10 protein-coding genes and 2 pseudogenes are annotated in these 12,552 nt (G+C 49.2%); 4 read left to right on the top strand and 8 right to left on the bottom strand.

Annotation, left to right across the window (positions count from 1 at the left end; all coding sequences use genetic code 11):
* Positions 1-164 precede the first annotated feature (164 nt).
* Positions 165-572 carry a DUF6924 domain-containing protein gene (locus K3T82_RS25075; protein ID WP_220196288.1) on the top strand — a complete coding sequence of 136 codons (408 nt, stop codon included), beginning with the start codon at positions 165-167 and terminating at the stop codon, positions 570-572.
* 329 nt (positions 573-901) lie between these two features.
* On the opposite strand, the gene K3T82_RS25070 is transcribed toward K3T82_RS25075, so the two are convergent.
* Genes K3T82_RS25070 through K3T82_RS25060 form a run of 3 tightly spaced genes read right to left on the bottom strand, consistent with a single transcriptional unit; the run spans position 902 to position 3,342 of the window.
* On the bottom strand, positions 902-1,525 hold the full coding sequence (locus tag K3T82_RS25070) for a response regulator (protein WP_220196287.1): 624 nt from the start codon (positions 1,523-1,525) through the stop codon (positions 902-904).
* Positions 1,522-2,838 (bottom strand): sensor histidine kinase, encoded by a 1,317-nt coding sequence (locus K3T82_RS25065; RefSeq protein WP_220196286.1) that lies wholly within the window; start codon positions 2,836-2,838, stop codon positions 1,522-1,524. The genes K3T82_RS25070 and K3T82_RS25065 overlap by 4 nt, the downstream gene beginning before the upstream one ends.
* Before the next feature lie 42 nt (positions 2,839-2,880).
* Positions 2,881-3,342, bottom strand: coding sequence for a hypothetical protein (locus tag K3T82_RS25060; protein ID WP_220196285.1), 462 nt, complete (start codon positions 3,340-3,342; stop codon positions 2,881-2,883).
* A gap of 261 nt (positions 3,343-3,603) precedes the next feature.
* Here K3T82_RS25060 and K3T82_RS25055 point away from each other — a divergent pair, with 261 nt between their 5' ends.
* The gene (locus K3T82_RS25055) at positions 3,604-4,347 is read left to right on the top strand and encodes a CPBP family intramembrane glutamic endopeptidase (protein WP_220196284.1); all 744 of its coding nucleotides are present in this window, start codon (positions 3,604-3,606) and stop codon (positions 4,345-4,347) included.
* Between the two features lie 262 nt (positions 4,348-4,609).
* Positions 4,610-4,871, top strand: a pseudogene (locus K3T82_RS50015) (IS6 family transposase); the annotation flags it as partial.
* Between the two features lie 53 nt (positions 4,872-4,924).
* Here K3T82_RS50015 and K3T82_RS25050 read toward each other — a convergent pair.
* The 3 genes from K3T82_RS25050 to K3T82_RS25040 all read right to left on the bottom strand — a co-directional run bounded on the left by K3T82_RS25050 (position 4,925) and on the right by K3T82_RS25040 (position 8,777).
* Positions 4,925-5,719 carry a COG4705 family protein gene (locus K3T82_RS25050; RefSeq protein WP_220196520.1) on the bottom strand — a complete coding sequence of 265 codons (795 nt, stop codon included), beginning with the start codon at positions 5,717-5,719 and terminating at the stop codon, positions 4,925-4,927.
* Positions 5,720-6,647: 928 nt separating this feature from the next.
* On the bottom strand, positions 6,648-7,760 hold the full coding sequence (locus K3T82_RS25045; protein ID WP_220196283.1) for a homospermidine biosynthesis protein: 1,113 nt from the start codon (positions 7,758-7,760) through the stop codon (positions 6,648-6,650).
* A gap of 492 nt (positions 7,761-8,252) precedes the next feature.
* Complete coding sequence (locus K3T82_RS25040) at positions 8,253-8,777, bottom strand: Lrp/AsnC family transcriptional regulator (protein WP_220196282.1); 525 nt, start codon at positions 8,775-8,777, stop codon at positions 8,253-8,255.
* Between the two features lie 338 nt (positions 8,778-9,115).
* On the opposite strand from K3T82_RS25040, the gene K3T82_RS25035 reads away from it, so the two are divergent.
* Positions 9,116-10,033 (top strand): PhzF family phenazine biosynthesis protein, encoded by a 918-nt coding sequence (locus K3T82_RS25035; protein WP_220196281.1) that lies wholly within the window; start codon positions 9,116-9,118, stop codon positions 10,031-10,033.
* 465 nt (positions 10,034-10,498) lie between these two features.
* On the opposite strand, the gene K3T82_RS25030 is transcribed toward K3T82_RS25035, so the two are convergent.
* Both K3T82_RS25030 and K3T82_RS50010 read right to left on the bottom strand, forming a co-directional pair.
* On the bottom strand, positions 10,499-11,701 hold the full coding sequence (locus tag K3T82_RS25030) for an MFS transporter (protein WP_220196280.1): 1,203 nt from the start codon (positions 11,699-11,701) through the stop codon (positions 10,499-10,501).
* A gap of 256 nt (positions 11,702-11,957) precedes the next feature.
* A pseudogene (locus K3T82_RS50010) lies at positions 11,958-12,544 on the bottom strand (DUF4277 domain-containing protein); the annotation flags it as partial.
* Positions 12,545-12,552: the final 8 nt, after the last annotated feature.

Genomic DNA, 12,552 nt, shown 5'->3' with positions numbered 1-12,552 from the left:
CGCTTTCCATCTGGTATACTCCCCCACAAGAGGTGTAAATCGCATGCCTCATCGCAGTCTGATAGACTGTGAGAGCACTTCACCTCCCATTCGTACAGGGGGAATGCCGAATACCTGCAGGTATTGCTACGCATTCCTCGCAGCTATTGCGAGGACACGCTATAATGAAAAACATCTCAGAAATGGAAGAGTCTACAGTATTACGAACCGATTTTTCGGATGAGAGTGTATGGCGGATGGTTTGTGCACTCATCGAAGAGCCCGTCGGTGACTTCCAGGCTAACGTTACTTTCGTCAGCGACTCAGCACTTGAAGAGATCACTGTAGAGGAGATCGTCGAACACGCGAAGAAGGATGTAGGCTTTGTCTTCATCGTCGATACCATAACGATTTCACATGAAGAGCACCCCATCCTCGTTGTGGACTTGTGGGAAGAGCCTGGTCGTACCTTTCGTGTTATTCCCTCTGAAATGTGGGGTGTTGAGAATAATCTGTCGATTGCAAACATGTTCTTTTGGGAATTTGCGGAGAGTGCTGACGATGATGGGATCTATCGTGGCTTTGACGACTAGAGGAATAATCTGTCACCGAAAAAGTATCTATGGCTCGTCTCCCGTCACATACATTTACAAACACTGAGAGATGAAAGCTGCTTCTGGAGGATTTCTCTGTCGGCCAATAGTTGCGCTGCTCACTCTTCGCCCTAAAACCTGCTCTTAGCCTTATTTACCAATTTTATCGCACCTAATGCGCAAAAAGAAACGACTTTGTTAGAGACTGTGATTGTTCCTATGTTTCCCACGTACCCCGCCCTCCTCCGAGGCGATACTTGAAAATATAGGTACTCCTGTGTTTATCAAGGGTAACGGGCCGAAGAAGGTGGTGAACATGCCATCACTGGCTACGGCAATAATCCCTGTTCCAGCGCACGCGTGACTGCGGCGGTACGGTCATCAACGCCGAGTTTATTGAAAATTCTGAGGAGATGGGATTTGATGGTGGCTTCGCTAATATGCAGACTGCGTGCGGCCTCTTTATTGCTGGCACCGCGGGCGACCAGTCGGAGTACTTCCAGTTCGCGCCAACTTAGAAGCGTGCTGGCGGGCTGCCGGACCTCTTGTAAGAGAAAGGTTGCAACTTCAGGGGCAAACGCCGATTTCCCTTGCGCGACCGTCCTTACTGCAACAAAGAGCTGCTCGCGCGGAACATCCTTGAGCATATAGCCGGTGGCGCCCGCTTTGAGGGCACGCAGGATATCGACGCGGCTCTCAAAAGTGGTCAGCACCAGAATAGGCGTCTCCAGGTGGCGCTGGCGGATGCTTTCGATCGCGGTGGTTCCATCCATAATCGCCATGCGCAGATCCATAATAACAACATCAGGGCGCAATTGCTCCACCAGTTCAAGCGCATCCTGACCGTTGGAAGCCTCACCAACAACACTCAAATCGGGCTGGCTGGCCAACATCCCGCGTAGGCCTTCGCGTACTACAGGATGATCATCGACGATAAGCAGACGAATACTCATAGAGTCTGCTCCTGATTCTCCTGGGATGGCGTAGGCAAGGCGGCCGCCAGAATAGTCCCTTCTCCAGGGGCGCTTTCAATAGTCAGTGTACCGCCAAGCTTTTCAATGCGCTCCCTCAAGCTTTTCAAACCAAAACCGCTACTCTGCGCTCCCGCCAGATCCACAAGATCTTCTCTGGCGCCCGGCTCAAAGCCAGTTCCATTATCCTCAATATCCAGCGTCACCATCTGGTCCATATAGGAAAGCGTCATGGTAATCCGCGAGGCTTGCGCATGTTTGCGCACATTTGTCAATGCCTCCTGCGCAGCTCGCAGCAGTATATGCTCGTATTCCGGGCGCAGGGGGTAGATATCCCCAGTCACAGCCGCGCTGGCGGAGATCTCGTTCTCACTAGACCATCGAGCTACCAGTGTGCTCAGTACTTCTCCGAGGGAAGCGCGGCCCAGAGCCTCGGATTGCAGAGCCCAGATCAGGCGACGCGCCTCGCTCGCGTTTTCGCGAGCGATCCTCCTGGCCCGATCTATATGCTCACTCACAACCGTTGCTTCCCCCTGCCACTTGGCTTCGGCGGCCTCCAAGTGCATCACAATGCTGGAAAAGCCCTGCGCCAGCGTATCGTGAATCTCGTAGGCCAGGCGCTGGCGCTCCTCAATAACGCCTGCCTGTCTCTCCGCGCGTGCCAGCGCCTGCCTGGTCTCTTCCAGCTCTTTAATCAAATTATGCTGAACATAATTTTGTTTAATACTGGAGGAGACAAAAAACGCAGTAAGGATCACTACAAACATAATGCCAAGAAAAAAATAGATGGAATTATTCATGCCATATACCAACGAGACAAAAAACGTGGAAAAGACCAGTAAGATCAGTGCAACGATTATTTTCCAGGATAGAGGGAGAAAAAGAAAGATCTGCAAAAACAGAATATACAGCATGTCAAAGAAGCTGACATTCAGATAGACCAGTCCCAGCCAGATCATCCAGCTGATCCCCAGGTATCCACAGGTTTTAAGAAGATGCTTCATCCACCAGAGCGGATTGACAAAAACGCAAATGCCATACCAGAGCGCAAACACCAGGCAGCCACCGAGCGCCAGGGTGCGGGATTGCCAATCTTGAGCGGGCAACATGGCAAAAGTTACCGCACCAGCCATAGCCAGGTACGCGCTAGCGTGAAAAAGAGGAAGCCAGTTCATCCATGCTGATGGCGACGAACCATGAGCGCTCCTTCTCGTGGGCATAAATGGCAACATGCAAAGCATACTTTGACCTCGTCGTGCGATCCAGTTAAAACCGACTGGAGCATCGATCTCCATCCAGAAAGACTCCAGCCAAGTATACCATGCAACACACATCATTTACAGAGGAGGGGTGAGGGTGCGCTGTTCGACCAGCGTTCCACCCAGTCTCATCACAGCCGCTTCAATCAGTGCCCACTGGCGCTCAGTAGTGGTATCCCTGACCAGCAAGCGCGCGGCGGGCGAGGCCATCGAGAACAATGCCCACGGAGTCATCAGGGCACTGACTACTGCGCCACGAACAAGCTGCTGAACCGCCTGCCCGCGCGCCTCTTCGTTCACCCAATCGCGCTCGCCCAGACTCACGACAAGATAGCGCTGATCATCTGGCTTACAGGCAATGCCTACGGTCACGGCCCGCTCCAGATGATGAAACTCCCAGCGACCAATCTGCACCATGACCGCACGGCCGCCGCTCACTTTCTGCGCGCGCATTCGCCGTGTATATTGAGACGCTTCAACAATGGCGTCGGCCAGATTTTCGGGGGTGACCTGTCCGGCATAATAGATACGTTGCTGCATGCTTTCCCTCCTGTAACAGAATGGACTCTTTTACCATCTCAGAAAGTATCGCCAAAAATACGCCAGGAGGCAAGCGCCACCTGGTGGAATCGGGATTCAACCTTCTGGCTGAATCGCAGGTCCACCTTCTGATTGCATCCGAAGCCCGACAAAAAGAGGGACACATTTTCCATCATTTGGCCGTTTCAACTGAATATACTCCTATGTTTTACTTGTTAAACAATATGCAATAATTGCATGTGTTTCACAAGGAGTTTTCATATGACACAAACAGCAACAACGCAGGCTCCCGCTCAGAGCCGTCCTCTCACACCGTTGATCGCCTGGCGGAATGTCCTGGGAGCAACCATTGTGGGCTGGATTATCATCGCGCTCCCGAACTTTGCCTTTCTCACCGACTACCTTGCAAGAACCATGAGAAACGATCTTGTCCTGGCTTCACTCTATCTCGACTGTGGCTTCTTTGTCAGTTGCGCGCTGGTGATCGCCCTGGTCTACTGGTGGCAGCATGCACACGGCGAGACTCTGGCAGACCTCGGCTGGGGCAAACGTACCACTGTTACAGCTATAATCATTGCAGTGATTTTTGGCTCGCTCTGGACCGCCACATCCTACCTTAACACCGCCAGGAACGGGCTCACCTTCTTCGATCTGCCCTGGGAACGCTTTGTAATGGCCCCGATGGGCATTGTTCTGGCGTTTGGGGAAGAGATCCTCTTTCGTGGCTTCCTGATGGAGCAACTGCGTCGGGCTGGAGTCAAAGCCTGGATACAGATACTGGTTTCCGCAGCCACCATTGGCTCCTATCATGGCCTGGTCGGCTTTCACTACTTTCCTGAATATGCCATCTCTGGCTTTGTCCTCTTCTCCATCGTCGCTCTTCTCCATGTCATTGGCAAGCGCAGCATGACCCCCAATCTGACGGCTCATGCTCTGGCTCATGTCTTTGGCGATCCCGCTCTGACAATGGGCATCCTCGCTGGCCTGCTTCATACACTTAAATAAGGCCCGTAGTGCCCGATGTCCTGCTCCTGGTAGCATTACCAGGAGCAGGACATCGGGCACTACGGGAGCTCTCTCGCAATTTTATGCTTCTTTTACTGCTTTTGCTCGCCGCTCTACACCTGGTAGCAGCTTACTGATCTATAGCGGATCCATGAGAGAGCGTCTTTTCTTGCGGTTCTGTCAGAACTCAGAGTCTGATGTGGCGTAGAAGCGGCTTATGGCATATTCTTTTGAGACACAAACACCTGATGAGAAGCACCCCATGAATTGTCCCGTTGTACATCTTCCTCCATAAAAGAACAACGCCAGAAAACCATCCTCAGGTACAAGACATTTCGCTACACAGACTACAAACATCTTTTCATGAACGCATCGGCACTCCTTTCAACGTTCTCGAATATCCTACGTATATCGTTCTTCTTGTCGTTATCCGGCGAGTGCGCTACAAACTTCACCTTCGCGATGGAGCGGAGATGTATTTGGAGCATGGGTGGTCTTTCACGCACGATACCGGTCAGGGATGGCGCTGTTCTCCCCATCTGTAAATATGGAGATTCCAGCTAAACTTGCAGCAAACCTATGAGTCAATCGTGGCAGTGTTTTTTGACAAAGCGCTATTCTTAGTGTTAATCTTCTTGGCACTCTGGGGAAAGAGCAACACACCAAGCGCCATAAGGGCAAACAAAGTGCAGGTAAGCATCGCTCTGCTCACAGCAAGTCCGCCGTGGTCGATTGGCTTGTCAAAGAAATTGCCAACGACAGCACCAAATGGTCTGGTAAGGATGAAGGCTGCCCAGAACAGAATCGCTCCATTTAGTGCGCGGCGATGGTGAAGAAAAACGATACTTAGCAGCGCCAAGCCAAACACGAATGAAGAGCCGATGTAACCAAGCCCAGCGGTATCGGCAAACCAATCACCCAATGCGGTTCCTAGCGTTTGCGAAAATGTTATGGTGAGCCAATAGAAGCATTCAGCACGTCGGTCTAGAATATCATCAGCGGAATTTCGCCCTAAAACTTTGCGCCACGTAATCAGAGAACCGATAACAAGGCTTAATAGGAGTAGCGAGCCGCCAGTGTAGCCAATCCCAAGAGAGCGGGTCACATAATCCGCAAGCGTTGTTCCAGCAGTCGTGGATGCAACTATCGTTCCCCAGTACAGGAAAGGATGAAATCGCTTCGTCATAATCTGCACGAAAGCCAGCAGGGCAAATAAACCCACTAGGATGGTTGTTGCCTTGAGATACCCTAATCCCATATCCATACTGACCAAATTGCCGCCAACCTCACCAAATGTAGTAGCCAAGATTTTGATCAGCCAGAAGCCAAAGGTGGCTAGTGGCACTTTGCTGTTAATGTATAATTTGCTCACTTCCCTCTTTTTTTTATTGCCGTCGATGACTATTTCGCTAATATCCACTTCAATTGCCCTTCATATGACCAGAAAAATGATTTTTCGCTGAAAAAGGCATATTCTGACGCAACAAAGAATAACCTGTCGTTTTGTCACACTCAAGCGCTTCTTCTCAGAAGCGCAATGAGGAAGTATATGCTTTCTGAAAGTTGTCAAAGAAGCATAACTTGCTTGCGATTCTTGCCCTTGATACGCGTCAACTCTATTATTACTGCTTTATTTCAGGTAGCAGGAGCATTCTTCTCTTATTGCTCCATTTGTTTCTAATTTACTCAGGATCAAAAATGATGTTCTCAAATAGAAGTAGAAGTACCAAAAGTAACTGAACCAGTGTGCAAGTTTTTTTGTAACTCTTCAGTATCCAAATCTCGCGAAGCGCCGCAAGCGCTGAGGAGCCAAGGGAAGGAGCGGACCTGAAATGTTACAAGAAAATTATGAAATAGAGGCTATGATGATGCGGGGGCATTATTTGTAAATATGGAAATTCCATTGCACAGATTGCTAGCCCCAGCCTAGCTGATAGAGTTATTGAAGAAGAGTGGATGCAACCATACAAGTCATCAGTTGGGCAACGACGCCTCTCGGAGCACTCTTGGGAGGATGGCTTGGAGAGCAGATCGGCATACGCTCTTCCTTATTTCTCGTGGTTGGTGGTCTCCTTTTTGGGCAACTCTGGCTCTGGTGTTCGCCCGTCCGTATCCTGCCGCACACTTCCGCAGGAAAAAGAACACAAGGATTGGCGCTAGGATGATATGAGATGAAGCATCCAGTGATTGATAGCCCCTGAGTCAGGAGGCAACACCTCGTGGAGCGACTGTCGCGCTCATTCTAATGCCCCAGAGAGGCGAATCAATGAGTCTGGCAGACGTAAATACTGCTCCTGTGCTCACTCTGTCTCAGGGAAGTATTTGGGTTTGACAGTAGTCCATTTCTCTTTATAGACAGAGACCAGGTTATCCACCATGTGAGAGCGCTGGTCATACAGGCGTTGGAAGGGGCGATGCTCACACTTTTCGAGCACATAGGCGGTCAATAGAGGGAGTGCTATCGTTGTATCCACGTAGCAAACGACTGAATCGGGTAACTGGCTGGGATCGACCTTTCCCCAGGTCACAGCCTCTTGAGGCGTGGCACCAGAGAGGCCACCTGTATCGGGGCGAGCATCGGTAAATTGGATAAAATAGTCATGGCCTTTTTCTTCGAGACCTAGGACCTCCTGCAACTGGGGTTCAGTCTGCAAAGCAAAATTCTTTGGACTCCCACCACCTAGAACGATCACAGCACTTTTGCCATGATTCTGTTTGGCTTGATAGACAATAGCTGTTGTTTCCATGACATCTGCTTCAGGATCGAAGCCTACCTGGTAGCCATCGGCGGCACGGATCGCGGCAATATTCATCCCAATGGTGGAGTCGCCTGGGCTGGGAGTATAGATTGGAACGCCTGCGAGGTGTGCGGCTGAAAGGAGAGAACGATAGGGATAGTTCAGCACGCGCTCACGTTCAAGAGTATAGCGTCCCAGCCGATAGTGAAGCTCAGCTGTACTCATGCGATGCTGGAACTCTGGTTGTTCGAGGCAGCGATACAGAAAGGCATCTGTCTGAAATAACACATCCTGATCCATCAAAATATCATAGATACGGATGATCTTCTCCTTGAACAGGGCCACATCGTTGACAAAAGGGCTGCCCTGGTAGAGCTGAAGGCCAAGAGAGCGATGCATATCGTGATACAAATTCGCCCCAGTAGAGACCATCCAATCAATAAAGCCTGCTTCGATGAGCGGAACAAGAGCAGCATAGCCAAGACCGGCAGGAGTGAGAGCGCCAGAAAGTGTCAGGCCAACCGTCACACCAGGGCGAAGAACCTTGTGAGCTAGGAGCTGGCAAGCCTCGCGTAACCTACCAGCATTATAGGCAAGACAGAAATTATCAACGAGTTCAGCTATGCTCAACTTTGACGGAATAGATTGTGGATTTAATAAAGGTCCGTATGCCATATCTGAAAATAACTCTCATTTCATGTGTGTGTATGCTTCCGTGTCCCACCTACCACCAATCTACAAACCGATGGAAAGATGCAGATGTAAAAGGGGAAGAATGCGATGGTAGTGTAGCAGGAAGGGAGAAAACAATCAAGGGGAATATAGGGAAGATTGTGCTACTGCTGAATTGCTTGCAAGTCGCTGGGTAGTTTAACGATGGGTATCGCTTACTGAGCGTATCAAAGCTTAGCCCTCTTAATTTAGTTGACCGTTCTTCAGCCTATGCAGGAAAGTTTTGCCCAAATGATTCCCAAAGCATCAGTAGTTCGGTATGCACTTTTTTAACGTCCTCATTATCGAGGCCTTCAGACCACGTCTTTTCAAGCTGGATTGTAGAGTTCTCTAAGCTGCGCAGCATTTGAATAAATGAAACATTGTCTAGCTTCTTTTCTGTGCGAGAAGGTTCCATAGAGGAATTCAAGTCCTCCTCGAAGCCAGATACGTAACTTACTCGTCCATGAGTAGTGCTCTGCTGGATGAGGTGCTCATGTTCTTTCTCTCCTGCCCCAGCAGCTCATGGGTGACGACAGGGTGCATTGTGGGCTGGGAGAACGTAATCGAGGTGGAAGGCTGACCGTGGACCGCAAGTTGATCAAGGACACTGTCCAGGTGAGCTATCGAGGTGGCGGCTACCTTCACCAGCACCTGATCATTACCGGCCATACGATAACACTCAAGAACCTCTGGCAGTTCACTGGCAGCGGAGGCCAAGCTCCGACAATGCAGTCCCGCCGCTGGCACTAAGCGGACCAAAGCCACAATAGGCAACCCAAGCAGAGCAAGGTCTACCTCAGCATGATAGCCTCTAATGATTCCTTGCTCCTCCATCTTACGTATGCGTTCGGCGACAGCAGGCGCAGTGAGTCCTACTTGTTGTCCCAACTCGCTGTAGGAGAGGCGCGCATTCCGTTGCAATGCCTCAAGCAGTTGCCAATTTGTCTCATCAAGCAGTTTTTTTGTATCTAAAGTCATAGTCTATTTTTCCTTTAGTATCTAAAGTTTTCCGATGTCATTGCTTGCATTTTTTTCTACACTTTACCACAAAACAATGCTACACTGGATGCTGAGAGAGCAAGCAGGGTAAAAAAGCTATTGAGAGCGGGCGCATGAGTCTCCTCCTTTTGCTCTCACTGTTTACCTCTCGATGGAACAAGGGGCAAACAGGCGGGCGTACCAACTATCCAGGCATTTGGATTCACCACGCTCGACAAAAGATCGCGACTGCGTTCCCAAGAAGAAGGAACTTGGTAGCTAGGGCGTCTATTATCGCCTTTGTATGGATTAAAGGAATATAAGAGAAGGAGAATCTGATGAGCAGACAACATGTTCGTTTCTACATAGTTGATGTCTTTGCACAAGAGCCCCTGAGCGGAAATCCACTTGCACTGGTGGTAAATGCGCAGGATTTGAGCCAGGAGACCATGCAGCGAATTGCCCGCGAGTTTAACCAGTCTGAGACCACCTTTCTACTCCCTCCAACCAGGCACGAGGCTGATTGGCGTCTACGTTCTTTCACCCCAGTGGGTAAAGAGGTCGGAGGTGCCGGGCATAATGCGCTCGGGGCCTGGTGGTGGTTGGCTGAAACAGGCCAACTGAAATTGTCTGGACCTCAGACTGTCTTTCATCAGGAGATAGGGGAACAGGTTCTCGCAGTGGAAGTGTTAGCGGATAAGAGAGAAGAGGAAGCGCTGTGGCAGCCAACGACCATCAGCATGAGGCAGACCGCTCCATCATTTGGAGCTATCCACACAGATCCAGCAGAGTTAGCGGCTGCGCTTGGCCTAGAGTCATCTGATTTATTTGTTGAAGGCTTACCTGCACAGGTTGTTTCAACAGGAGCTGCACATATGATGGTACCCGTGCAGAGCCGTGAAGCAATAAGTCGCGCTCAACCAGACGCGAAACGCCTGTATCAACATCTTCACTCGGTCGGTGGTCAAGGCTGCTATCTCTTTAGCCTGGACACCGTTGATCCACTTGCCGCAGCCTATACACGTTTCTTTAATCCTACAGAAGGGATTGTCGAAGATCCCGCTACTGGGACTGCGGCTGGCCCGCTCGCCTGCTACTTAGCAAAGTATGGCCGCATCGACTCTTGGGGAACGACAATAATCGAGCAGGGATATGACCTGGCGCGGCCAAGCCGTATTGAGATACGTTTGCAGGGCGATGAGGTGCGCATCTGCGGTTCAGGGGTAACGGCGGCTGAGGGCATGCTACGACTCTAAGCAAAGAAAGCACTATCAGGTATCCCCATGTCTTTCGACAGGGGCTTGCTTTCACAAGCCTGGACTTGTCCAGACTCGGCAAGGACCCTTCGGAGTTATGCTGTGGTACTTCATGGAATATGTATCACACGAATGATATATAAAAACGTGAAATAACCATTGCCAATTCCAGATTTTCCCTTTTTAGGGAAAATCTGGCCCACATTCCGCAGTTTGAAAATTGTTTTTTGCATATTTGCTTGTATGCCTTTTGCGCGTTTTGCATGATTACTGAAAAGCCTAGAAGTACCACAAAGGAACATGCAAAATCATGTTCAGCTTCTGTTAGAATTTCTTGCTTCTTTTATCTATAGTTATAACAGGCACTACAGGTTGATACGTCTTGAGCCAGAGTGTTTCTTTGATACGCTGAAGACTATTTTCCAAACTGCGGAATATGGGGATATTAGACAAACAAGGCTACAATTACATTTTTGTTACAGCGAGATTTCTGTTTTTCGCCGTCGCAATAAAAAGTAAAAGCAGCATAAAAGAGAATACCCCAATAGTCCATCTGCTTCCCAGATACTGTAGCAGATTACCGGTAATAAAGAAGCCAAATGAATATGCTCCGAGTACAACTAGTCGAGCTAGACTAGTAACTCTGCCTCTCATTTCATCAGGAACCATTTTTGCTGAATAGGAAGACGTTGTTACATTATAGAGTGGGTCTACTGCATACAAGAGTGCAGTGATCCCTGCAAAAAGAACATTATTTATGGCGAGCGCATATAAACTGAAAATGAAGAAACTAAGTAATGATACGCCGACAAGTAGTCGCTTCATGCCAAAGCGACTATATATTTTTGCAGATACGAAGGAACCACAAATGCCTCCTCCGGCACCAATAGTAAAGATAACGCCGATAAATAAGGAGGAAGCATGATGCTCTTTCGCAAGAACAATAATGAGCAAATATAATCCTGCGGAAAGAATGGTTCTTCCTGCTGTAAGAAGATTTAAGAAGCGAAGTAACGGCTGATGCCAAAACCACAAGATTGCTTCTTTGATTTCATGATGAATTGCCTTTCGTTCAGTCAGGGTTTCTGCGTCAAGAGGTATATTTATAAAAAAGATGGAAAACGCATTGATAAAATAAGAAAGCGAATCCACAAAGAAAGCAATAAAACCGCCCCCTGTCTGATATAAAAATCCTCCTAAAGGTGGCCCTACAAGTAAGGCAATCTGGTCTGCTGTACCAGATTGTGCAGAGGCTGCTGGAAATTGTTCTTTTGAGACAACTTTTGGGAACGAGGCAAACCTTCCTAAATTTGCAAAGACAAAGAATGATCCCTCAATAGCACTCATTATGTAGAGTTGAATTACAGAAAGAGTATGAAATGCGAGTGCGAGGGTAATACTTCCCATTGCTAATCCACTCCCAAGATTTGCTAGAACCATGACAATTTTTCTATTCCATCTGTCAATTAATCCACCAGCCGGAATTGCCCAAAAAACATAGACAAGGCCCCGTATGGCAGCAACCCCTCCAGCTTGTGCGGAGGAGCCTGTTAAAGCCAGAACAACTAAAGGAAGTGCTATACCGGATACTTCTGTTCCAACCCAAGAGACAAGCTGTCCACTCCACAGAAGCATGAAGTTACGTTGTTTCCAAAGTGATTTACTCATATTTTAACTTAGAACTCACATTCCGCAGTTTCGATCTGAAAAAATAGTATTGTTGAGAAGTTTGCCACAGTTTCTTGTTCCAGATTTCCAGCTGCTTGTAGGCCTGCTTATAAGCCGTCTGCAATGTATGCTTGATGCCATCGGCGCTGCGAACTATGATTCAGCGCTCAGATCCTTGCTCCAACTTTATCTGCAAGCTCACCATCTGCCTTTGACCATCAGCGCTCGGCATCCATGCCTTCTCAGCCTCTCTGAGGGCAGCTTTAGCTTCTTTGCTGGTTTCGGGAATCCGACTGACCCACTGCGCCGATGCTTGATTGAGTGCTTACATGGTATGCGTGCTGTAGAGGCCATTATCAGCAACGTAGGTGGGTATCTCTTGTGGCTCCTGCTGTTGCAACTGAGCATGCAGTTCGGCAATGATCTTGATCAGGCTTGCTTTGTCGCTACTATTGCCAGAAAGTGGTTGCAAAAAGAGTGGAATATCGCCTTGATGGACTTGATGAGCAATGCCAGCAAACAAGGTGGTCACATCCTGCACGTTTAGCCAATCCAGGGTCGGCCCAGGCAATCGTCGTTGAGCATGCCTGCACTGATACCGGGCCCCAAGAGGTGCGCGGCTGGTTTGTTCTCAAAAAATTGAGGGACCAGAAGGTGCTGTCGATTGGAGAAGCCCAATCCGTTGAGGATCATGGAGACCGTGGCCGTTCCGTAACTAACCACGCGCTGTTGGGTAGGAGCCAGCGCGACCAATCAGGCTGCCAGACCTATTTCCTGGCACATACCTGCGACAATTCCTAGATGATCCACACGTTCGTTCTGGTAATCTTCAGCCTGCTGCATCGAAATTC

This window comes from Ktedonospora formicarum, assembly GCF_016587355.1.
Classification (GTDB): Bacteria; Chloroflexota; Ktedonobacteria; order Ktedonobacterales; family Ktedonobacteraceae; genus Ktedonobacter; species Ktedonobacter formicarum.
This window is presented reverse-complemented; position numbering and strand designations above follow the sequence as displayed.